Source organism: Bifidobacterium myosotis (assembly GCF_002259745.1).
Classification (GTDB): domain Bacteria; phylum Actinomycetota; class Actinomycetes; order Actinomycetales; family Bifidobacteriaceae; genus Bifidobacterium; species Bifidobacterium myosotis.
The window spans coordinates 43569-66941 of the sequence record NZ_MWWW01000028.1 but is presented as its reverse complement, the minus strand read 5'-3'; the positions used below and the strand labels follow the sequence as shown (position 1 = coordinate 66941).

At 65.5% G+C, this 23373-nt stretch carries 16 protein-coding genes; 8 read left to right on the top strand and 8 right to left on the bottom strand.

The features are described 5' to 3' along the window. Nucleotides 1-122: 122 nt before the first annotated feature. Nucleotides 123-956, bottom strand: a complete 834-nt coding sequence (locus BMYO_RS10275; RefSeq protein WP_094668372.1) for a hypothetical protein — start codon at nt 954-956, stop codon at nt 123-125. 350 nt (nt 957-1306) lie between these two features. Here BMYO_RS10275 and BMYO_RS10270 point away from each other — a divergent pair, with 350 nt between their 5' ends. The 6 genes from BMYO_RS10270 (at nt 1307) to BMYO_RS10245 (ending at nt 7794) form a co-directional block, all read left to right on the top strand. Next, nucleotides 1307-1978, top strand: a complete 672-nt coding sequence (locus tag BMYO_RS10270; protein WP_094668371.1) for a response regulator transcription factor — start codon at nt 1307-1309, stop codon at nt 1976-1978. Further along, nucleotides 1975-3531, top strand: a complete 1557-nt coding sequence (locus tag BMYO_RS10265; RefSeq protein WP_094668370.1) for a sensor histidine kinase — start codon at nt 1975-1977, stop codon at nt 3529-3531. Before BMYO_RS10270 ends, BMYO_RS10265 begins: the two co-directional genes overlap by 4 nt. A gap of 309 nt (nt 3532-3840) precedes the next feature. Continuing rightward, on the top strand, nt 3841-4512 hold the full coding sequence (locus tag BMYO_RS10260) for an MptD family putative ECF transporter S component (protein WP_094668369.1): 672 nt from the start codon (nt 3841-3843) through the stop codon (nt 4510-4512). Beyond that, nucleotides 4512-5333: an energy-coupling factor transporter transmembrane component T gene (locus BMYO_RS10255; RefSeq protein ID WP_094668368.1), complete on the top strand. Its 822-nt coding sequence runs from the start codon at nt 4512-4514 to the stop codon at nt 5331-5333. The genes BMYO_RS10260 and BMYO_RS10255 overlap by 1 nt, the downstream gene beginning before the upstream one ends. Nucleotides 5334-5440: 107 nt before the next feature. After that, nucleotides 5441-6892, top strand: a complete 1452-nt coding sequence (locus tag BMYO_RS10250; RefSeq protein WP_233428260.1) for an ABC transporter ATP-binding protein — start codon at nt 5441-5443, stop codon at nt 6890-6892. After that, the gene (locus tag BMYO_RS10245; protein ID WP_233428259.1) at nt 6889-7794 is read left to right on the top strand and encodes a hypothetical protein; all 906 of its coding nucleotides are present in this window, start codon (nt 6889-6891) and stop codon (nt 7792-7794) included. Before BMYO_RS10250 ends, BMYO_RS10245 begins: the two co-directional genes overlap by 4 nt. An 814-nt stretch (nt 7795-8608) precedes the next feature. Here the strand turns inward: BMYO_RS10245 and BMYO_RS10235 are convergent. Both BMYO_RS10235 and BMYO_RS10230 read right to left on the bottom strand, forming a co-directional pair. Then, nucleotides 8609-9316 carry an SDR family NAD(P)-dependent oxidoreductase gene (locus BMYO_RS10235; protein ID WP_094668366.1) on the bottom strand — a complete coding sequence of 236 codons (708 nt, stop codon included), beginning with the start codon at nt 9314-9316 and terminating at the stop codon, nt 8609-8611. 154 nt (nt 9317-9470) lie between these two features. After that, on the bottom strand, nt 9471-11072 hold the full coding sequence (locus BMYO_RS10230) for an ABC-F family ATP-binding cassette domain-containing protein (protein ID WP_094668365.1): 1602 nt from the start codon (nt 11070-11072) through the stop codon (nt 9471-9473). Nucleotides 11073-11228: 156 nt separating this feature from the next. Here BMYO_RS10230 and BMYO_RS10225 point away from each other — a divergent pair, with 156 nt between their 5' ends. Then, nucleotides 11229-13271, top strand: a complete 2043-nt coding sequence (locus BMYO_RS10225) for a bifunctional ADP-dependent NAD(P)H-hydrate dehydratase/NAD(P)H-hydrate epimerase (protein ID WP_094668364.1) — start codon at nt 11229-11231, stop codon at nt 13269-13271. Between the two features lie 314 nt (nt 13272-13585). On the opposite strand, the gene BMYO_RS10220 is transcribed toward BMYO_RS10225, so the two are convergent. The 5 genes from BMYO_RS10220 to kdpA form a co-directional block, all read right to left on the bottom strand. Beyond that, nucleotides 13586-14299, bottom strand: coding sequence for a response regulator (locus tag BMYO_RS10220; protein ID WP_094668363.1), 714 nt, complete (start codon nt 14297-14299; stop codon nt 13586-13588). Nucleotides 14300-14313: 14 nt separating this feature from the next. Next, on the bottom strand, nt 14314-17346 hold the full coding sequence (locus BMYO_RS10215) for an ATP-binding protein (RefSeq protein ID WP_094668362.1): 3033 nt from the start codon (nt 17344-17346) through the stop codon (nt 14314-14316). A gap of 166 nt (nt 17347-17512) precedes the next feature. Beyond that, nucleotides 17513-18145, bottom strand: a complete 633-nt coding sequence (kdpC, locus tag BMYO_RS10210) for a K(+)-transporting ATPase subunit C (RefSeq protein ID WP_094668361.1) — start codon at nt 18143-18145, stop codon at nt 17513-17515. A gap of 35 nt (nt 18146-18180) precedes the next feature. After that, the gene (gene kdpB, locus BMYO_RS10205; RefSeq protein WP_094668360.1) at nt 18181-20355 is read right to left on the bottom strand and encodes a potassium-transporting ATPase subunit KdpB; all 2175 of its coding nucleotides are present in this window, start codon (nt 20353-20355) and stop codon (nt 18181-18183) included. 1 nt (nt 20356) lies between these two features. Beyond that, on the bottom strand, nt 20357-22033 hold the full coding sequence (kdpA, locus tag BMYO_RS10200) for a potassium-transporting ATPase subunit KdpA (RefSeq protein WP_094668359.1): 1677 nt from the start codon (nt 22031-22033) through the stop codon (nt 20357-20359). A gap of 665 nt (nt 22034-22698) precedes the next feature. Here kdpA and BMYO_RS10195 point away from each other — a divergent pair. Next, nucleotides 22699-23334: an HAD family hydrolase gene (locus tag BMYO_RS10195; RefSeq protein ID WP_094668358.1), complete on the top strand. Its 636-nt coding sequence runs from the start codon at nt 22699-22701 to the stop codon at nt 23332-23334. Nucleotides 23335-23373: the final 39 nt, after the last annotated feature.

Genomic DNA, 23373 nt, shown 5'->3' with positions numbered 1-23373 from the left:
CGTGTCGGTGGGCGATCGCCTTACCTTCGGCTTACGTCGATCCGATGTCGGCACGCCGTATGCGGAGGCGCCGGGAAGCCCTGCGGAGGCGCCCGGCCCGTCACGCCCCGCAAAGCCATCGGTCACGATAATCGTTCGTCGCTGATGCGGCTGTAGGCCTCGCATTCGCCGGTGCAGCCGACGCCGAATGGGATGCCGTCATGGGTGGGCCACTTGTCGCCCGAATAGGTGTCGAAGAAGCGTCGCAGCTCCTGATAGGAGACATCCGAGGGGATCTCCACGATCTTATCCTCGCCCGGCGAGGGGTCGGTCATCCAGCCGAATCCGTCCGCGCGGGCCTGACGGGCGAAATCGATCAGAATCTGCTGCGCGTCGGAGTCCGTCGTGCCACTGGACGATCCGCCGGACGTGCTGCCGGACTTCGCATAGTTCGGCTGCGCGAAGTCCGGGTTCGCCTGTTCGCAGGCGGCATAGTCGGCCTGCTTGTCCCCGTAGATCGAGCCGGCGAGCGCCTTGGAATTCCGGAATCCCACCCAGGCTCCCTCCTGCTCGGAGACGATGGTGTACATCACGTCCGGGTAGAGCGGGTCGGAGTCGCCGCTGATCTGCGTGCCGGGCCCGGGGATGATGGGGGCACCGTCCGCGCCGAGCCGTCGCACCACCACGGTGGTTTTTGGGGCCGACTCCAAAGAGCCGCTGGGTGCCAGCGCGCTGCTTTCGACCACCTTCGCGTCGAAGCCCTTCTCCACCAGGCAGGCCGTGAATCGTTTGGCGATCGTCTCCAGTTCGGCCGTGGTGAGGTTCGCGGCAGGGTCGGCGTCCATGCCGTCCGATGACGTGCCCGCTGGGGCCGATACATCGGTCCCGGGCGTCGGGCCGCCGGTTCCGCCGTCTCCGGCGCTGGTGACCGAGCAGCCGGCGAGCCCGATCAGGCAGGTCGCGGCTGCGGCGACCATCAGCAGTGTTCTGCAAGGCCGGGCGCCCCGGCAGTAGCGGCCGGCTGTCAAAGCCTGCGACTCATCGGCCGTTGCGCTATTGCTTGCGAACCTGTTTCCCGTGTTCATCGGTTGCTCCCTCGCTTCCTGTTCCACGCGCCGGACGCGGATGTCGTATCCCTTGCGGCATCCGGCATCATCGCGGCGTCGCTTCCATGACACCTCCGGACCGGTGGCGCGATGGTGGGAAAAACCCTTACTTTCGCCTTACCGTGGTGCCGCGACGATGGATACGTAACGGCGGATGGATAATGGACGTGGCTGGTTCCGGCAGGGTTCGCCCGGCGGAACCATGCGGAAAGGGCGGGATCATGAGGATTCTCATCGTCGAGGACGACCGTGAGCTGGCGGCCGCGTTGGATGACGCGCTGCGCTACGAGGGGTACGCGACGAGCATGGCCACGACCGGTACCGAGGCGTTGCAGGCCCTTGCCGAGCAAACCATCGACATCGTGCTCCTGGACCGTGATCTGCCGGTGCTTTCGGGCGACGCGGTGATGGCCACGATCGCCGCGAACCGGCTGCCCGTGGCGGTGATCATGCTCACGGCCGCCGCTGAGGTGAGCGACCGGGTGAGCGGGCTCGACCTCGGCGCGGACGATTATCTGACCAAGCCGTTCGCCTATCCGGAATTGCTGGCCCGCATCCGCGCGTTGCAGCGTCGCGCCGGCCGGGCCGACGCCACGGCCGCGGTCATGACGCACGGGGACCTGACGCTCGACACCACGCGCCGGCTGGTCTTCCGCAATCATGGCCGCACGCTCGTCAAACTCACGCCCAAGGAGTACGGCGTGTTGCTCGAACTGATGCGCGCGGACGGCGGGTACGTGAGCGTGCAGGAACTGTACGAGACGGTCTGGGACGATGCGACCGCCGCCGAACCGGCGGACGTGATCAAGACCACCATCTATTCGCTGCGCCGCAAGCTGGGCGACCGCGACGCCATCGAATCCACGCGAGGGGAAGGATACCGGCTGTCATGACACCGCTTCCCCCGACCTCCCCTGCGGGCGGCCGCATGCGGGGGCTCCGCCCCCTGCTCAACCGTCTCGCCGTCCTGGCCCGCCGTCTGCGTCCCTCATCGTTCCGCGCGAAGGTGACCTTGGCCGTCGCGCTGACGATCATCGTAATGATGACGGCGTTGATCGTCGCGCAGAACATCATCGTGACCCGCACCGCCGCCAGACAGAACGAGATGATGTCGCTGTGCATGAACTATGACGGCAGCGTCTCCGTCTCCACGGGCAAGGAGTATTCGGATGCCGCCCCGACGGGCGACATCCCCATGGCCTGCTACTCGGGCACGCGCGGCAACCTTGAGGGGGCGACGCTGTACTCCCCGGCGAACACGCAGGAATGGGACGACGTCGAATCCGGCGCCTCCCAAGACAAGCCGCTCATCCTCGATAAGAGCAACGGCGTGATCCTCAGCACGGCGAACGCCGTCACCGACTCCCTGACCGGCATGATGCGCACGGTGTCGATCGTGATGCTCGCCCTGTTCGGTCTGATCGCGGTCGGGGCAGCATGGTTCATCGGCACGGTGCTCTCCCGGCGCGTGACCGCCGTGGACCGTCAGGTGGCCGCGCTGCAGCCGGACGACCTGAGCGCGCGGCTCGACGTGAAGCCCGGCCATGACGACATCGACCGGCTCGTGGAGTCGATCAACGGCATGCTCGACCGCGTGCAGGCATCCTCCGAGGCCGAACGCCGGTTCGTGTCCAACGCCTCGCATGAGCTGCGCACGCCGATTGCCGCCGTGGAGACGAATCTCGACGCGCCGCTCGCCCAAGGCCGGTTCCCCAAGGACGTGGAACCGTCCGTGCGCCGGGCGCTCGCCGCGAACCGACGCGGCGCGGCCTTGGTGCAGGCGTTGCTGACGCTGTCGCGCATCCAGAGCGGCGCGTTCGGCGGCGCAGGAGATGGTACCGGCAATGGCGGCAATCGTGGCAGCAGCCTCAGCGTCATCGGCGACCGCACCATAACGGACGGCACCGCCGCCGCGAACCTGAACGATTGCGTGGATGCCGCGCTTGAGGATATCGGCGCGGACGTGCGGGAGCACAGCGTCACCGTGCAGGTCGATCGCCCGGACTCATCCGCCGGTCCCGTCACGGTGCCCGTCAATCCGTCGTTGCTGGCGCTTGCAGTGGGCAATCTGATCCGCAACGCCGCGGTGCACAACGTGCAGGACGGCTCGATTAAGATCGCCATCGATGCGGATGCCGGCACGGATGCCGACGGGAACGGGAAGACGACCAGCGGCGAGACAACGGACGGCGACACCGTGCCTCGCATGACGGCCCACGGCGGAACCATCGCCCTGACCGTGACGAACACCACCGACGAGACGCTGCCGGACGATCTGGACGACCTCATGCAGCCGTTCCATCGCGGCACCAACTCGCGCATCAGCGCAGTGCCCGGCGTGGGGCTGGGCCTGTCCATCGCGGAAGCCGCATGCAAGGCGATGGGCGCCGCGCTGGAACTGGGACGAACCGAGGATGGTCGATTCCGCGCCACGATCCTGTTCTGAAAGCAGCACGACGGGTCTTCCTGCGTGGTCCTACATGGTCTTTACATGGTCGTGCGTGGTCGTGCGCGTGCAGCGTGATACGCCGCAGAATCCGTGACGCACCGTGCACGACGAGGAACATGCCCCGCCCGATTCATATCGACCTGCGCAAGCCCGAGTCATCCTGACAGCCCTATCCGGCGCGACAGGCCGAAAGCGCCCGGTGGAAAATTGGGTATTGCCTTTCCCCTGAATCACCGATACATTGGCGAGAGGACCATCATCCATTCATACGAACATCCACGCGAACTCATACGAAACGGAATCATCGTGACCTCACCGAATACGCCCGCAGAAACCCCGAACCAGACCGTGCAGTCCACACCGCAGCCCGCGACGGAAGCCGGCAAGCCCGGCAAACTCCAGGTCTCCGACCTCATCACCATCGGCGTGTTCGCGGCGCTGTACTTCGTGATGGTGTGCATCGCCACGCTCGTGAGCACCCTCGTCATGGGCGGCTTCGGCTCGATCTTCCTGCCGGCCGTGGCCGCGCTGATCTCCGGCTGCGTGTACATGCTGCTCGCGGCCCGTCTCGGCAAGTTCGGCGGCATCACCGTCATGGGACTGGTGGTCGGCCTGTTCCTGTTCGTCTCCGGCCACTTCGTGCTCTCGTTCATCGCCAGCATTGTCTTCCCCGTGGCCGCCGACCTCATCGCGCGCGCCGGCAAGTACAAGAGCAAGGCGCTGCTGCTCGTCAGCTACGTGGTCTTCTCCTACGGCCTGACCGGCCCGATCCTGCCGCTGTGGTTCATGAAGGACGCCTACGTGGCGAGCCTTCAGGCGCGCGGCAAGGACGCGGCGTACATCGATGGCGTCTTCGCCAACATCAACACCGGCTCGTTCTTCCTGGCGATGGGCGCGATCCTGGTCTGCGCGGCCCTCGGCGGCTGGTTCGGACAGAGGATGCTCAGGAAGCACTTCGTCAAGGCCGGCATCGTCTGATGCGGCCCGCCCCTAGCAATGCCTCAGCGAACGCCTCACGGCCGTCGGGAACACCGGCGACGGGGGCGTTCGCGTATGCCGTCCGGTCCGGGCAGGCCGGTCGGACTGCGTGGGGCGACCGTGCCGGCCGGCCCACGCTCGACCCGCGCACGAAGCTGTTCCTGCTGCTCGCGGCCAATCTCATGCTGTTCTTCCATGTGGCGCTGACCACGCAGATCGTCATGGTCGTCCTGTTCCTCATCCCGCTGGCGGCGGCCGGACGATGGAAGACGACGCTCAATTTCGCCATCACCTATGCCGTGTTCACGGCGCTGGGCCTACTCGACCCGGACGCGCTCGGCCTGCCATGGCTGCATGTGGTTTCGGCGCTGGCCGTGGGTCTGGCCATGATGCTGCCCTGCTTCATCACCGGCGCCTACGCGTTCGCCACCACGTCGGCCAGCGAGTTCATCTGCTCGATGCGGCGCATGCATGCGCCCGAGGCCGTGGTAATCCCCTGTGTGGTGGTGATCCGGTTCTTCCCCACCATCGCCGAGGACTACCGTCAGATCCGCAACGCGATGGCCCTGCGCGGCATCGCGGCGGGCGGCTGGGGGCTGCTGAGGCATCCGGCGCAGTCGTTGGAATACATTCTCATCCCGCTGCTCATGAACGCCACGACCGTGGCTCAGGACCTGTCCGTGGCCGCCCTGACCAAGGGGTTGGGACGTGAGGGGGCGCATACCTCGCACACACGGATTCGCATGGGTGCCTTCGACTGGCTGGCGATGGCTGCGGTGAGCGCGCCGATCATCCTTGACATGGCTGGGGTGCTGCGATGAGCGTGCGGCACTTGGAATTCGCCGATAATCATGGTGCTAATCGGACAACATGTCGATTGAATAGCGATGAGGATGCACAGGACATCCGTATGTGGGAGCCATCCGACATGGAATGCAAAACAGACAACGTGTCGTTCAGATACGAGCATGCGCAGGAAACGGCCTTGCGCAACGTCTCCTTGGGCGTCCATCAAGGACAGTGCATCGTATTGTGCGGCGCCAGCGGCTGCGGCAAGACCACTTACTCCCGCATAGTCAACAGCCTTGTTCCGCAGTTCTTCCACGGCGAGTTCACCGGCCGACAGATCACCTGCGGCCTCGACGCGACGACCGTGCCGATCGACCGGCTCACGCCGTTGGTCGGCAGCGTGTTCCAGAATCCGAAGACCCAGTACTTCAACGCGAACGTCACCGACGAGCTGGCGTTCGCCGCCGAGAACATGGGATTGCCGGCGGACGACATCAACCGGCGCATCGCGTCGGCGGCCGACCGGTTCGGCATCGGACCACTGCTCGGGCGCAGCATCTTCCACCTGTCCGGCGGACAGAAGCAGCGCATCGCGATGGCGGCGGCGAGCGTGCTGGACCCGAGACTGATGGTGCTGGATGAACCGACCAGCAATCTCGACGCGCACGCCATCGCGGACATGCGCGTCATGATCGAGCGAATGAAGGCCGACGGGCTCACCATCGTCATCGCCGAGCACCGGCTCGCATGGCTCAACGGTGTGGCCGACCGGTACGTGGTCTTCGACGGCGGCCGCATCGTCAGGGAGTACGAGGCCAGCGAATTCTTGGCGCTCTCCCCCGGCTGCATCGCCGCGATGGGTCTGCGCGCGCTCGACCTCGAGCCATATCGCAGGCGGATCGCGCAGATGGAGAAGAATCCGGCGTCGGCCTCCACCTCCTCCGCCGTCTCCGATACAGCGCCGCTGCTTGCCACGCACGGCCTCGCCATCGGCTATCGCGGCCGCGACGGCTTCACCCGGCGCGTACCGGATATGTGCTTCCACGCCGGTGAGATCACCGGGCTGATGGGCCACAACGGTTGCGGCAAGACCACGTTCGTGAAGACGCTGACCGGGCTCGTCAAGCCGGCCGGCGGCACCATCATGCTCAACGGTCGGAGGGCCAGGCCGCGCGACCTCACGCGCGCCGGATTCATGGTGATGCAGGACGTCAATTATCAGCTGTTCTCCGACAGCGTGCGCGAGGAGCTCATGATCGGGTTGGACGAAACCGACCCGTCCGTGGTCGCGCAGGCCGACCGGGTGCTCGCCGACCTCGATCTCACCGCGTTCGCCGACCGGCATCCGATGAGCCTGTCGGGCGGGCAGAAGCAACGCGTGGCCATCGGCTCGGCGCTGATGTGCGGCAAGGACCTCATCATCCTCGACGAGCCGACCAGCGGCCTCGACCGTTACCATATGGAGCAGGTGGGCGAACTGCTGCGCCGATTGGCCGCCCGCGGCAAGGCGATTCTCGTGGTCACGCACGATGAGGAGCTGGCCGCCGGCTGGTGCGATCGCATCATCAATCTGGAAAGGAACCAATCATGAACACAGCGAACACGCTGGGCACTCCGGACGCACCGGCATTCGACATCGCCGACTGGCTTGGGGACTGGGAAAGCTTCGAGCACTACATCGACTCGGACGACACCGCCATCCAGCAGACCTGGGAGGCCGCCGAGCGAGCGGTGCTCGCCAATCCCCGGATGGCTCCGATGGCCGCCCACGGCATCCGAACGTTCTGGTCGATGGCGTGCACCACCACGAGCCCGGAGAACATCATCCACATCGGCTGGTGGCGGGTGAGCGAGCCGGATGGGACCGATGGCGACGTGAATGGCACCACAGGCGGCGATACGACCAACACCTCCAGCGGCGGTACGAGCGACAACGCCGACACCGCAACCGCCGCCGGCGTCACGGCCAGCGCGGTGATCCGCATCGAATGGTTCGCCGAGGACAACACGAGCCTTGACGTCTACGACTACCGGCTCGACCATGTGATCGCGCACGGTCTGGAAGGATCCCCCACGTTCGTGTTCACGACCGACGACCCCAATGCCGAGGACAGCCCGTTCCGCTGGCTGCTGGCCATCGCACCCCTGCCCTCGCGCAAGGCGTTCGCCGAAGGCGGACTGCTGAGCCATCTGCACTTCCAGTACGCCAATGACCTGCACACCTTGGTGTCCAGTGGAACAGACGGCGGCAAGGAGGGTCAGGCCGGCTCCGGGGAACACCGGTCCAACAGGAACGAATCTGCCGGGAACAGGCCCGGCGAGGATACCGTCATCGGCGGAGAGCCGGATGCCAACGTCCATACCGACGGCACCGCGTCTGCCTCAGCCACGGAAACCCTGCGCAACCCGCGCTGGTACGCCACGATGTGTGCCGACGAGGGCACCGCGGAGGACCGTTGCACGATCATCCGCGCGTTGCATCACCTGCAGTAGTCGAGTTCACCGCGAGCATCGCATGACAAAGATCTAGCGTCCTGCGTCATGAATTCGTTGATTATGTTTTTGGCTCCCCTTGTTAGGACGTTGCCGTGAAGCAAACAGCGGAGCTGTTTGTAGGCAACGTACGAGCCGACAGGCGAGCCAGCAGAACACGCGCGAAGCGCGTCCGTAATTGCAGGACGAACTGGCCCGCGAAGCGGGACTGAGGGGGTAGCGAATTCGTCAACGAATTTCCGACGCGGCATGCTAGGCACCGCAACCTTCGCCCCGCCGAATACCTACAGCCGAACACAAGGCGGTGTTCTTCCGCCAACGGCCGTCGAGCACTGTGGTATCCGCACGGCATGTGAACTTCAGCGGCTCTAATGACGCTCCGTAGCGACTCAAAAGCGGGACGCAAGTGCAAAATCGGCGAATCTGCGTTTGCGTCCCACTCGGATTCGGGACGCAAACGCAATACCGGCGAAATTGCACTTCCGTCCCACTACCAAGGACTCCAAATCCTTGGAATTCCGCCATTCCTCGATAATCCCCAAATAAAGCGAGTGAAATGGGAGCGGGACGCAAACGCAAAATCAGCCGAAATGCGTTTGCGTCCCGCTCTTACCTCAGGTATTGGCGAATCACCGGCGCGTCGCATTCGTTGGCGAATCACCATCGCCAACGAATGCACTCGGCACATTCACCCCCTGCGACTCTTGGCCTCAAATCACGACGAGTCGGCAGGAGGCCAGACTCGATTGGATACGCAGGACACTGACGGCAATCGGTGATCACCGCCGCGCGACCGGTCGACCGGGAACCGGCATCAGCTGTTGCGGTTGATTTCGATGTCGGTGACGGTGAGGTTCGCCTCGTTGACGAGGTTGAACAGGATGACCTCGGCGAGCGGGCCGGGCTGCATGAAGGTGTGCTGCTTGGCCTCGGACACGTAATCATGGCTGTCGCGGTAGAAGGCGGTGTCGATGCCGCCCGGGTAGACGGCCACCACCTTGACGCTGGTGCCCTTGTATGCCGCCTGCAGGCTCTTGGTATAGCCCTTCTCGCCCCACTTGGTGGCGCAGTACACGCTCTCGTTCGCATTGCCTCGGGTGGCCGCGGTGCTCATGATCTGGGCGATCTTGACGTCCTGTTCGCCGCAGGCCTTGAGCGTCTCCACGGTCCACAGAATCATGCCCTTGAGTCCCTTGAGGCACTTGTCCACGTCGGCGGCCTCGTAGGCGGTGGGCACCTTGAACGACGGCTGGCCGGCGTTGTTGATGAGCAAGTCGATGTGGCCCAACGCGGCGATGTCGGCCACGGAGGCGCGCACGAACGCCTCGTCGGTGATGTCGCCTACATAGGCCCGGTATGATTCGGCCGGCCACTGCGCGGTAAGCTCCGCCTGTCGTTCGGCGTTGAAGTCGATGCCGGCCACGAGCCAGCCCTTGGCGATGAGCTGGCTGGCGAATTCGTAGCCGAGTCCCAGCGCGCTGCCGGTGACGATGGCGATCTTCTGGCCTGTTGCGGTGGTCATAATGGCTCCTTGCGTCCGATTGCTGTCCCGTTACAAAACTACCTGAAATAACCGGCCCTGTCGTGTGCATCGTCGGGCATCGTCGGGCCAACCGCCGATTGTGGCTGTCCGCTCGTAGGCCGCGCACCCGTTATGCGAGCACCCTCTGCGGCCGCTACTCCTCGGCGACCAGCTCGAGGTACGAGTCGTTCCACAGGTCCTCGTCACCGTCGGGCATGAGCAGCACGCGCTCGGGGTTGAGCGCCTCGACCGCGCCCTCATCGTGGGTGACGAGCACGATCGCGCCCTCGTATTTGGCGATGGCCTTGAGGATCTCCTCGCGCGAGGCCGGGTCGAGGTTGTTCGTGGGCTCGTCGAGCAGCAGCACGTTGGCACGCGAGGTCACCAGCGTGGCCAGCGCCAGACGGGTCTTCTCACCGCCGGAGAGCACCCGAGCCGGCTTCATCGCGTCGTCGCCGGAGAACAGGAACGAGCCGAGGATGGAACGGGCCTGCGTGTCGTTGAGCTCCGGCGCCACATGCGTGAGGTTCTCCAGCACGGTGGCGTTGAGGTCCAGCGTATCGTGCTCCTGCGCGAAGTAGCCGATCTTGCATCCGTGGCCGTAGTCCACCGAACCGGTGTCCGGCTCCTCGATATGCGCGAGCAGGCGCAGCGTGGTGGTCTTGCCGGCGCCGTTGTAGCCGAGGATGACCACGCGCGAGCCCTTGTCGATGGCGAGGTTCACGCCGGCGAACACGATGTTGGAGCCGTACGCCTTGGAGATGTCCTTGGCCATGATCGGCGTCTTGCCGCAGGGTGCGGGCTCCGGGAAGCGGATGTCCGCCACCTTCTCCTTCTTCTCGGCCGTCGAGGTGTTCTCAAGCAGCTTCTCGGCGCGGCGCATCATGTTCTGCGCAGCCACGGCCTTCGTGGCCTTGGCGTGCAGGCGGATGCCCTGCTTCATCAGGCGTTCGGCCTTCTTCTCGGCCACCTCGCGCTCGCGGCGGCGGCGCTCCTCGTCCACCACGCGCTGGTGCAGGTAGCCCTTCCATCCCAGGGAGTACATGTCGATCTGGCCGAGCTGCGCGTCCAGATGCCACACCTTGTTCACGGTCTCATCAAGCAGTTCGGTGGAGTGGGAGATCACAAGGAATCCGCCCTCGTACTTCTTGAGGAAGCCGCGCAGCCATTCGATGGAATCGGCGTCCAAGTGGTTGGTCGGCTCGTCGAGGATGAGCGTATCCGCGTCGGAGAACAGGATGCGCGCCAGCTCGATGCGTCGGCGCTGACCACCAGACAGGGTGCCGAGCTTCTGCTCCATGACCTCCTGCGGCAACCCCAGCGATGCCGCCATCGCGGTGGCCTCGGACTGGGCCGCGTAGCCGCCGGCCTTCTCGAAGTCCTGCATGGCCTTGTCGTAGCGGTTCATGGCCTTGCTCATCACGTCCGGGTCCGGGTCGGTCATCTCCTTCTCGGCCTTGCGCATGCGGCTGATGATGGTGGCGATGTCGCGTGCGCTCATCATGCGGTCGAGCGCGGACTGCTCCGGATCGGCGGCATGCGTGTCCTGCGGCAGGTAGCCGAGCTTGCCGGAGACGTGCACCTTGCCGGCCGTGGGCAGCATATCGCCGGTGATCACGCGCGTGAGCGTGGTCTTGCCGGCGCCGTTGCGCCCGACCAGACCGATCTTGTCGCCCTTCGCGACGTGGAAGTCGGTGGGATGCAGCAGCGTACGCGCGCCGATCTGAATCTCCAGACCTTGTGCATCAATCGCCATGCCTCACCTAACGCTTTCCTTGAATCATGAATCCCGAAATAAACCAACGCACCATGGTAGCGGAAGGCGTGAAGAATGGGCAAGACACCGCCATCCCGGCGCTCGGCGAGCCACTAGAATCGTCAAGGGAACATGTGTTTTTCGAAGGGGGTTGCCATGGAATACGCCGATGACGCCGATCGCCGCGAACTGCTGCTGCACAGCGCCTATGCCGCCGAGCAGGTGAGGGTCATGGAACGGCCGCTGTTGGACAGGGGCGTGCCGCTGATGCGCATGGCAGCCCAGGCCGTGGCCCATACGGCCGCCGGGATGCTGGATGACGAGGATCTGGCGCTTGAGGACACGTCGATCGTGCTGCTCGCCGGCGCCGGCGACAATGGCGGCGACGGTCTGTTCGCCGCCGCCGCACTGGCCCAGGAGGGTGCGGCCGTGACCGCCGTGGCCGTGGGACGCACGCTGCACGAGGAGGGGTTCGCCGCGTTCGTGCGTGCGGGAGGCAAGGTGCTGGTGCTCGACCCGGAGGCGGGGATTCCCGGATGCGCGTCCGGATTCTCCGCCGGCGAGGCAGGGGAACGGCTGCAGGCCGCCGTCTCCTTGGCGTCGAAGTCGCATCTCATCATCGACGCGATGACCGGCATCGGCATTCATGGCGTGCTGCGCGGCATCCCCGCGGCGCTGGCCTCCGCGTTGGGCCTCGATGGCGAGGTGCCGGACGAATCCGCACTGCCGGGCCGCGAATCGTCCGGCGACTTCCCGCTGGTGCTGGCCGTCGATACGCCATCCGGCGTGGGCGTGGACGATGGCTCGCTGCCGGGACCGTATCTGCCGGCGAATGTGACGGTGACGTTCGGCGCGATGAAGCCGTGCGCGGTGCTGCCGCCGGCCACGTTCGGCTCCGGACGCATCGAACTGGTCGATTTCGGTTTCGACATCGACGACGTGGAGCCGGCCGTGGAGGTGGTGGACAACACGTTCGCCTCCGATGCGGTGCGCCTGCCGCATGTCGATGACGGCAAGTATTCGCGCGGCGTGGTGGGCCTCGTGACCGGCTCCCAACGCTACCCGGGCGCCGCAGTGCTCACCGCCCGCGCCGCGGCCCGCGCGAACACCGGCATGGTGCGTTACCTCGGCCCCGAACGTGCACAGAACATGGTGCTTGCTGCCCTGCCCGAAGCGGTGCTGGGCAAGGGGCATGTGCAGTCCTGGGTGGTGGGTTCCGGCGTGCCGTCGGGCGACGCGGACGGCGCCGACGCCGACCTCCAGCGCCAGACCATCGCCGCGCTGCTCAGGCACTATGCGTTGGACGGCGAGCCGGCGGTGGACGACGCCGCCTACGACATGCCGCCGGTGGTCGTGGACGCCGGCGCGTTGGATCTGCTGCCTGACCGCGTGCCCGGTCAGGTGGTCATCACGCCGCACGCCGGTGAGATGGCGGCGCTGCTCAACCGGCTTGAGGCCGGTCGGGCCGGGACCCGGGCCGATGACGCGTCGCCGAAGGCCGGCGGCTACGCCGGAGCGGCTGATGCAGAGGATGCCCACGACACCGTCGGCTTCGATGGCAACGCGGATTCCGGCATCGACTCCGCCAGTACCGGTACGGGCACCGGCAGCCCTGAAACCGCTGAATCCAAGTCCGATGGGACTGAATCCAATACCGTCTCCTTCCCCACGGCCGACGAATCCGAGCCCGACGTCACCGGCGATTCCCGTGCCGCCTCCCCCGCGACCGATACGCCGTCATCATCCGTAACGCCGGACGAACCGGCTGCCGCCTTCACCGCGCGCGACGTGACCGCGTATCCGCTGGCTTGCGCGCGTCGTGCCCATGAGCTTACGGGTGCGACGGTGCTGCTCAAGGGCGCCGTGACCATCGTGGTGGATGAGGACCACACCTACGTCTCCGGCAGTGCGCCCGCATGGCTGGCCACGGCCGGTGCGGGCGATGTGCTGGCCGGTCTGGTCGGCGCCCTGTTGGCGCAGCAGGATGACGAGATCACCACGGCCGAAACGGTGGCCGCCGCCGCGTATCTGCACGGCATGGCCGCGGCGATCGCTTCGGAATCCGAACAGCAGGGGTGGCAGGAGCCCGATTTGGTCGGCCACGGCCGCCGTCAGCGGTTCATGACCCTGGGCCACCCCATCGTGGCCGGCGACGTGATTCGCGCCATCCCGGAGGCCATCGCCGACGTCGTCGCGTGACGCATCGGCCGGCGCGCAGGCCTTTTCCGTCTTCCGTCGCGACCGCATCGCCGTGGCAGAAGCACCACACAGGCTGGTTTGGGACGGTAAGTATGCGGCCCGACGATATGGCCGCGTACTTACCGTCCCAAACCAGCCTCAAACAGACGGTATGTACGCGGATACCTCGTCACGCCGCATACATACCGTCGAAAACGGCCGTCGAACGGCCTCCAAACGTACCGAAACGGACGATGTGTGCGTCCGGTCCGTCATGATGCGGCCAAACGAGGTACGGTGCGACGGACCAGACACGCACGCACCAGCGAAAACCCTCACACCTCGGGTTCGCCGTCGGTGTCGAGACGGTAGCCCATGCCGGTTTCGGTCTTGAGATACTTCGGGTGCGCGGGATCGGGCTCGATCTTCTTGCGCAGCTGCGAGATGTACAGACGCAGGTAGCCGGTGTCCTTGACGTGCTGCGACCCCCAGATCGAGGTGAGCAGATCCTGACGGGTCACCAGCTTGCCGGCGTTGCGCACCAGCACCTCGAGCACCTTCCATTCGGTGGGCGTCAGGCGCACACGCACCTCGCGTCCCTTGCCGCCGCGGAACACCGCGTGCGCGTTGAGGTCCACGGTCACGTCGCCGAAATGCACCAGCGGCGTCTCGCTTTCCGCCGCGTTCTCCTGCGTGACGCGACGCAGCAGGGCGCGGATGCGGGCCAGAAGCTCGTCGATGGAGACGGGCTTGGTCACGTAGTCGTCGGCGCCGGCATCCAGCGCGGCCACCTTCTCGCGCGCGTCGGTGCGGCCGGACACCACCAGAATGGGGGCCTCGGTCCATCCGCGCACGCCCTGGATCACGCCCATGCCGTCCATGCGCGGCATGCCGAGGTCCAGCACGAACAGATCGGGATGCTCCTCGACCGCCACCGTGATGCATTCGACGCCGTCACGCGCGGTGACGATGTCATACCCCTGTGAATGCAGGGTGATCTTCAGCGCCTTGAGGAACTGCGGATCATCGTCCGCCACCAGAATCTTCATCACCTTGCCTCCTCTCACGAATCCTGTGCCGAACCGTCACCGCCTGCGGCGGGCCGTCCGGCTCCATCGGCGTCATGACCGGTATGCCCGGCATGACCGTCGTCCTCGTCCGCACCGTTCACCGGGATGGGGACCGGCGCGACTATCTCGTCGTCATGATCGTCCACCGGCGACGGCTCCTCGGCGGAATGCGTCTGCCTCCCCGCTGCGTCGCCGTCCCGGTCCTTGCCGTCGGAGCTGGCGCCAGAACCCTTCCCGCCGTCGGCATCAGCGGCATCGTGGGCACCGGCCCCGGACTTCCGCCCGTCGGCCCTGTCAACGGCTGCGGACTCATCCTTCCCGCCCTTCATGATGCCGTAGGTGATGAACCGGTCAAGTCCGCGTTCATCGGACCGCCCACGCCCGGGCAGCGGCAGAATCACATCGGAGACGGCATCCGACACGTTGAGCGTGTCCTTCTCGAGGATGTCGGCCGGGTTCGGCCGTTCGGCGGGCGGGATCACCTGGCCGGCGAGCAGCTTCGAATCGGCCTCGCGCAGCGTGATCACGATGGTCAGACCGCCGCCGGGCGTGTCCTCGGGGCTGATCGAGCCACCCATCGATTCGACGAACCCCTTCGACAGGGCCATGCCGAGTCCGAGGCCGGTGGTGTTGTCGGTATCGCCCAGACGGTGGAACGGCAGGAAGATGTCGTCCTTGCGCGAGTCGGGCACGCCCGGTCCCTGATCGGCGACGCGGATTTCGACCACGCCGTTGAACGACGAGGCGGACAGGCGTACGCGCTTGTCCGACGGACTGAACCGCATGGCGTTGACCAGCACGTTGGACAGCGCGCGACGCAGCAGCGCCGGATCGGCCACCACCAGCGGCAGGTCGGGGGCGATGTCAAGGTCGATGGACCAGGGGCCGATGCCGAGTTCGTCGAACAGCGGGATGATCTCCTCGCCCACATCCGTGGCGACGAGCGACAGCGGCAGGGCGCCCTCGCGGATGCGCGAGACGTCCAACAGGTCGGTGACGAGCTTGGTGAGGTGCTTGAGGCCGTTGGAGGCCACGGCGAGCAGATCACGCCGGTCGCGTTCGCTCATCGTGTCGCCCATGCGCTGCAGGCCGGAGATGGCCGCGGTGGCGGAGGCGAGCGGCCTGCGCAGGTCGTGGCTGACCGCGTTGAGCAGACCGGTGCGCACCTTCTCGGCGGCGGCAAGAGGGCCGATCTCGCTGGCCTTGCGTTCCAGATCCTTGTGCTCGAGCACGGTCTGGATCTGGGAGAGGATGGCCAGCAGCATGCGCTGGTCGGAAGCCTCGATGGTCTTGCCGTAGAGTTTGAGCGACGGCCCATGGTCGGACAGCGAAATCGTCTCCGGCTCCTCGATGGGGGTGGTGATGTCGGTGCCGGTCTCCTCGCTCGCGCGGGTTCCCGGTTCGCCGTCGGAGATGATGACCCGGTTGTCCTGCACGACGCGCACGCAGGAGAAGCCGAAGGCCTCGCGCGTGCGGTGCACGATGGCCTGCAACGGGTCGTCGCTGCGCAGCACGGCCCCGGCCACGCTGGCCAGCGTCTCCGATTCGGCGCTGGCGCGCTTGGCCTGACGGGCGATGGTGTCGGCGCGGTCCACCACCGCGGAGACGATGATGGCCACCATCACGTACAACACGATGGTCACGAAATCCTGCACACGCACCACATGCAATGTGCCGATGGGCTCCGTATACAGGAAGTCGAGCAGCAGTCCGGAGAGCACGGCGGACAGCACCGCCGGCATGAGCCCGCCGATGACGGCCGAGACCACCACGATCAGCTGCAGCAGCAGGGCATCGCGCTGGGCGAACTGCACGTCGCTGAACAGGTACAGCAGCCATCCGGTAAGCGCCGCGGACAACACGGCGAATGCGAACCCGGCGGCACGTCGCGTCCAAGCCATCGGCGTATGGTTCGAGGAGGGCATGCGGATGCCCCGGTTGACGAACGAATGGGTGACGATGTGCACGTCGATGTCGCCGGACTTCTCGATGATGCCGTTGGGCGTCGAGGGCCGGCCGAGCCAGCGCGCAATGGCACCGCGCCGCGAGACGCCGACGATCACCTGCGTGGCGTTGTTGGCGCGCGCGTAGTCGAGCAGCGCCTCGGAGATGTCCTCGCCGACGATCTGATGGTAGGTGCCGCCAAGCTCCTCGACCAGCTCGCGCTGTTTGATGAGCAGCGCCGGGTTCGAGCCGGCGAGCCCGTCCTCGGGGGTGACGTGCACGGCGATGAGGTCGCCACCGCCGGATGCACGCGCCACGCGGGCGCCACGGCGCAGCAGCTGCTCGCCCTCGGGCCCACCGGACAGGGCGACGATCACACGCTCGCGCGTCTCCCACTTGGCCTTGATGTGGTGTTCCTCGCGGTAGGTCTTCAGCGCCTCGTCCACGCGGCCGGCGAGCCACAGCAGGGCCAGCTCACGCAGGGCGGTGAGGTTGCCCACGCGGAAGTAGTTGCTCAGGGCCGCGTCCACGCGGTCCGGCTTGTAGACGAAACCGGCGGCGAGGCGTTCGCGCAGGCCCTCGGGCGGCAGATCGACCAGCTCGACCTGCGAGGCGGAGCGCAGCACCTTGTCCGGCACGGTCTCCTTCTGCGTGCTGCCGGTAATCTCGCGCACCACGTCGTTGAGCGATTCGATGTGCTGGACGTTGATGGTGGTGATCACGTCGATGCCGGCGTCAAGCAGGTCCATGACGTCCTGCCAGCGCTTCTTGTGCACGGAGCCGGGCGCGTTGGTGTGCGCCAGCTCGTCGACGAGGGCCACCTGCGGGTGGCGTTCGATGATCTTGAACAGGTCCATCTCCTCGAGCCACATGCCGCGGTAGCGCACATGGCGGCGCGGCACCGTCTCGAGTCCTTCCGCGGCCTTAGCGGTGGCGGTGCGCCCATGCGTCTCGAGCAGGGCGATGACCACGTCCTTGCCATCCTCCTGCAGGCGATGCCCTTCTTTAAGCATCGCGCAGGTCTTGCCGACGCCCGGCGCCGCACCCAGCAGCACCCTGAACGTCCCTCTCGCCTCTGCCATACACTCTCCCCTGTTCGATTCGTCGACTGGTCGCCATCCGCGGCCATCGCGCGGACGTCCCTGTATACGACTGTATACGATAAACGCCATCAGGGGTGATGGCGCAGACACTTCACGCCATCACCCCCGATGAACGGTTGCAACTCGTTACTTGGTTGGTAACCGGTTACTTGAGCTCGTCAAGAGCCAGATTGAGCTTGACCACGTTGACCGTGGACTCGCCGATGAAGCCGAGGCCACGACCGGTCGTGTTCTCCTTGACCAGCTGCTCGACCTGCTCCTCCTTGAGGCCGCGCTCCTTGGCCACGCGCTTGACCTGGATGGCCGCGTACTCCGGGCTGATCTCCGGGTCGAGGCCGGAGGAGGAGGCGGACACGGCGTCGGCCGGGACGTCCTTGACACTCACACCCTCACGCTTGGCGATGGCCTCGCGCAGTTCGGTGGTGCTCTTGATGAGGTCCTCGTCCTGGTGGCCCTTGTTGGTGCCGGAGGAGGCGCCGCCGTAGTAGCCCTGGTTGTCCTCGTCCTTGTTCGGGTCGGAAGCGGCCGACGGACGGGACTGGAAGTACTGCGGCAGGGCGTCGCCGTTCTCATCCGTGAAGGACTGGCCAATCAGGGAGGAGCCGACGACCTCGCCCTGGGAGTTGGTGATCATCGAGCCGTTGGCCTTGTCGGGCATGCCGAGCTGGCCGATGCCGGCCATCACGAACGTGTAGACCACGACGATGACGGTGAAGACGATCACGGCCTTGAACCCGGCCCAATAGCTGCGCAGGTTCAATGAGATGGTGTTCTTCATAACATTCACTCTTTCCTAATGTCCGTAAGCGGGAATCAGAAGCCCGGGATCAGACGGACGAACAGGTCGATGATCCAGATGCCGATGAACGGCGCGATGATGCCGCCCAGACCGTAGACCTTGAGGTTGCGGCCCAGGATCTTCTCGCTCGCCTCGGCGCGGTACTTGACGCCCTTCAAGGCCAGCGGGATGAGCAGCACGATGATGATCGCGTTGAAGATGATCGCGGACAGCACGGCGGACAGCGAGCTGTGCAGGCCCATGATGTTGAGCACGCCGAGGCCCGGGAACTTCTCCATGAACATGGCCGGGATGATGGCGAAGTACTTGGCCACATCGTTGGCGATGGAGAAGGTGGTCAGGGCGCCACGGGTGATGAGCAGCTGCTTGCCGATGGCCACGATGTCGATCAACTTGGTCGGGTCGGAGTCGAGGTCGACCATGTTGCCGGCCTCCTTCGCGGCGGAGGTGCCGGAGTTCATGGCCACGCCGACATCGGACTGGGCGAGGGCAGGGGCGTCGTTCGTGCCGTCGCCGGTCATGGCGACGAGCTGGCCCTTGGCCTGCTCCTTCTTGATGTAGGCGAGCTTGTCCTCAGGCTTGGCCTCGGCGATGAAGTCGTCGACGCCGGCCTCTTGGGCGATGGCCTTGGCGGTGAGCGGGTTGTCGCCGGTGACCATGACGGTGCGAATGCCCATCTTGCGCAGATCGGCGAAGCGCTCCTTCAGGCCCTTCTTGACGACGTCCTTGAGCTGGACCACACCCAGCACCTTGACCTCGCCGTTCGCGTACTGCTCGGCGACGACCAGCGGCGTGCCGCCCTGGCCGGAGATGGCGTTGACCTTCTCGTGGAGGGCGTCGCGCACCTCCACGGGCATGGCGCCACCTTCCTTCTCGATCCACGCCTCGACGGCGGAGGTGGCACCCTTGCGGATGCGGTCGCCGTTCGGCAGGTCGAGGCCGGACATGCGGGTCTCGGCGGTGAAGGGCACATCGAGCGCGCCCGGCACCTCTTCGAGGTCGAAGCCCTCGGACTTGGCGAGGGCCACGATGGACTGGCCTTCGGGGGTGGAGTCGGCCAGCGAGCTCAGGGCCGCGGCCTTGGCCATCTCGTCGTGGTCCACACCGGGCAGGGCGTGGAATTCGGATGCCTGACGGTTGCCGTAGGTGATGGTGCCGGTCTTGTCGAGCAGCAGCGTGGTCACGTCGCCGGCGGCCTCGATGGCGCGGCCGGAGGTGGCGAGCACGTTGTGCTGGACCAGACGGTCCATGCCGGCGATGCCGATGGCGGAGAGCAGGGCGCCGATGGTGGTCGGGATGAGGCAGACGAGCAGGGCGATCAGGACCGTGAGGCTCACGGAGGTGTCGACCGAGGAGGCCTGCGGGTTGATGCACAGCACGACGACCAGGAAGATGATGGTCAGGGAGCTCAGGAGCACGTCCAGAGCGATCTCGTTCGGGGTCTTCTGGCGGTTGGCGCCTTCGACCAAGGCGATCATCTTGTCCACGAAGGACTCGCCGGGCTTCTGGGTGATGCGCACCACGATGCGATCGGAGAGCACGCGGGTGCCGCCGGTCACGGAGGAGCGGTCGCCGCCGGACTCGCGGATCACGGGGGCGGACTCACCGGTGATGGCGGATTCGTCCACGGAGGCGATGCCGGAGATGATGTCGCCGTCGCCGGGGATGAGCTCACCGGCGGAGACGATCACCACGTCGCCGAGCTTCAGGTCGGAGCTCGGAATCTCCTCGACGTAGGTCGGGCCCTCGCCGCGCTCCGGGGCGCGCACGTCCGGGTCGTTCTTCTCGTCATAGCCACGCACGATGCGGGCGGGCGTGGTGGTGCGGGTCTTGCGCAGCGCGTCGGCCTGCGCCTTGCCGCGCCCCTCGGCCACGGCCTCGGCGAGGTTGGCGAAGAGCACGGTGGCCCACAGCACGATGGCCACGATCCAGGTGAAGTACACCGGCTCGCCGTTGGCCAGGGCGGGGACGAACAGCTGGCAGATGCCCAGCAGGGTCAGGAACGCGGCGCCCACCCACACGATGAACATGACGGGGTTGTGCCACATGTTGCGGGGGTCGAACTTGCGGAACGCGTCCGGCAGGCTCTTGCCCAGCATGGCTCCAAGCGACTTGTTGTTGGAGTTCTTGACGTCGTTCGCGATGGAGCTCGCGTTGTTCGCGACGTCGTTCGCAGTTGCGGAAGTCATATCACGCCACCAAACCTTCTGCCAACGGTCCCAGAGCAAGCGTCGGGAAGAACGTCAGCGCGGAAATCAGGAAGATAACGAACACCAGGAGGACGACGAACAGGCCGTTGTCGGTCTTCATCGTGCCGGAGGTCACCGGCACCTTGTCCTGCTTGGCAAGGGAGCCGGCGAGTGCGATTACCAGCGCGATCGGCAGGAAGCGGCCGAGCAGCACGGCCAGACCCAGCGCGGTGTCGAGCCACGGGGTGTCGGCGGTGATGCCGGCGAACGCGGAACCGTTGTTGTTCGCGGCCGAGGTGAAGGCGTACACGACCTCGGAGAAGCCGTGGTTGCCGCTGTTGTTGAGCGAGGTGTCGAAAATCGACTGGCGGGCGAACGGCAGGGCGAAGCTCAGGGAGACGCCCACGACCACGGTGATCGGCATGACCAGGAAGTAGAGCGAGGCCATCTTCATCTCGCGAGGGCCGATCTTCTTGCCGAGGTATTCAGGAGTGCGGCCCACCATGAGGCCGGCGATGAACACGGCCACGACGGCCATCACGAGGATGCCGTACAGGCCGGCGCCCACGCCGCCCGGGCTGACCTCGCCGAGCATCATGTTGAGCATGTACATCATGCCGCCCAAGGCGGTGTACGAGTCATGCATCGAGTTGACGGCGCCCGTGGAGGTGGAGGTCGAGGTGGTGCCGAACAGGCCGGACCACACGATGCCGAAGCGGGTCTCCTTGCCTTCCATCGAGCCGCCGGTCAGGGCGGTGATCGGGTCGTTGGAGAAGGACTCGGCGGTCACCACGCAGAAGAAGCTGATGCCGAAGAGGATCACCATGGCGCCGAGCAGGGCGTAGCCCTGGCGGATGTCGCCGACCATGCGGCCGAAGGTGCGGGTCAGGGCCACCGGGATGCACAGCATGAGCAGGATCTCGATGATGTTGGTCCACATGTTCGGGTTCTCGTACGGGTGCGAGGAGTTGGCGTTGAAGAAGCCACCACCGTTGGTGCCGAGCTCCTTGATGACCTCCTGGGAGGCCACCGGGCCCTGCATGATGGTCTGGGTGCCGCCGGCGACGGTGTTCACCTGCACGAATCCGGCGAAGTTCTGCGCCACGCCGAGGGCCATGAGGATGATGCCCATGACGATGGCGATCGGCATGAGGATGCGCAGGGTGCAACGGGTGAGGTCGACCCAGAAGTTGCCGATGGTCTCGGACTTGCGCCAGGCGAAGCCGCGCACCAGCGCGATCGCCACGGCGATGCCGACGGCCGCGGACACGAAGTTCTGCACGGCCAGGCCGGCGAACTGCACGGTGTAGCCAAGGGTCACGTCAGGCGAGTAGGACTGCCAGTTGGTGTTGGTCACGAACGAGGCCGCGGTGTTGAACGCCAGCGGGCCCTCGACGTTCGGGAAGCCCAGCGAGAACGGCAGCCACTGCTGCACGCGCTGGAGCAGGTAGAGCACCAGCACGCTCAGGAGGGAGAAGCCGAGCACGCCGCGCAGGTATGCCTTCCAGGTCTGTCCCTTCTTGGAGTCCACGCCGATGATCTTGTAGATCCACTTCTCGAAGAAGAGATCCTTGTCGGTCGTGAACACGTTGTACATGTAGTCACCCAGCGGCTTGTAGATCGCCGCGAGGATGATGGCAATCAGCGCGAATGCCATGATCGCAAAAAGATATACCATGTGATGAACCTTTGATTCCTAAGATCTCTCAGTACAGTTCAGAACTTCTCGGGACGGCACAGGGAATAGAACATGTATGCGATTCCCGCGATACCCAGCACGACACCCAGCACAGTGAAGAACGTGGTCATAGCCTGTCCACCAGCTTTCCGAACAGGTCAACGAGAACGAAAAACGCCACTGTGCCCACAACGTAGGCAACATCTACCCACCAGGGCATGTCTTTCTCCTTATCATCGAACAAACCCGATGCCGCGTTCCGCCTCCCCTCTGGGGCTGCGCGACGACGTCATCGGGTCATTGCGATTCTTAATCGTATGGATTCGGTGCAGGAATTGTGACGGTTTTTACGGCTTGCATACGTACCTATGCGAAACTGGCGGCGATTTGCTAACACTTTGCTAACACCGCCGCTTTCGCGCCGGCAACTGTTGGTCAGACAGGTTGGTCAGACGGCCGCACATTGCCTGTTTTCTCCGCTTTTCGGCGGCGTGCAAATGCTTCTGTCTACCCGCAGTGCCACCCACACTGCCATCCCGCAGTACCACCCGCAGACACCCCGCAACCGCAATGGGACCACCAGCGCCCGCCGGATATCCGCCGCATCCGTACACTGGTTTGCGGACCACGATAGTCCCGGATACCCGGATATATAAGGAGCTTGTATGGCTGACTCCCCCACCACCATCACCGATGTCATCTTCGACTTCTGCGGCGTGCTGCTCGACTGGGACACCCGCGCGTGCCTGACCGGCCACTTCCCGGACGACGTGGTCGCCGCGATCTGCGCGCCCGACGATCCGCACGGCTTCTTCCGCTATGAGGACCGTATGGACGCCGGCGAGGACTTCGACAGCATCTACCCGGATGTGGTGCGCGAGCAGGGCGAGGACATCGCGGCGATCTTCCGCTATTACATCGAGCACTACGCGGATGCGCTGCCGCGCACGCTGCCGGGCATGACCGAACTGCTCGCCGATCTCAAGCGCCATGGATACGGCGTGTGGGGTCTGACGAACTGGTCGCACGAGACCTTCCATCTCGCCTTCGAGAAGTTCCCGCGCCTCGAGCAGCTGCTGGACGGCACGGTGGTCTCCGGCGTGGAGAAGATGCACAAGCCGAACGCCGACATCTACAACCTGACCATGGAACGCTTCGGCCTCACGCCCGAGCGGTGCGTCTTCTTCGACGACACCGCCAAGAACATCGTGGGCGCCAACGAGGTGGGCATCCACGGCATCCTCTTCTCGGGCGCCATCGCGGCGCGCGACTCCCTCGCCTCCCTCGGCGTGCGGCTGTAACGCTGCAACGATATAACGCTGCAACGCTGTAACGCTTTA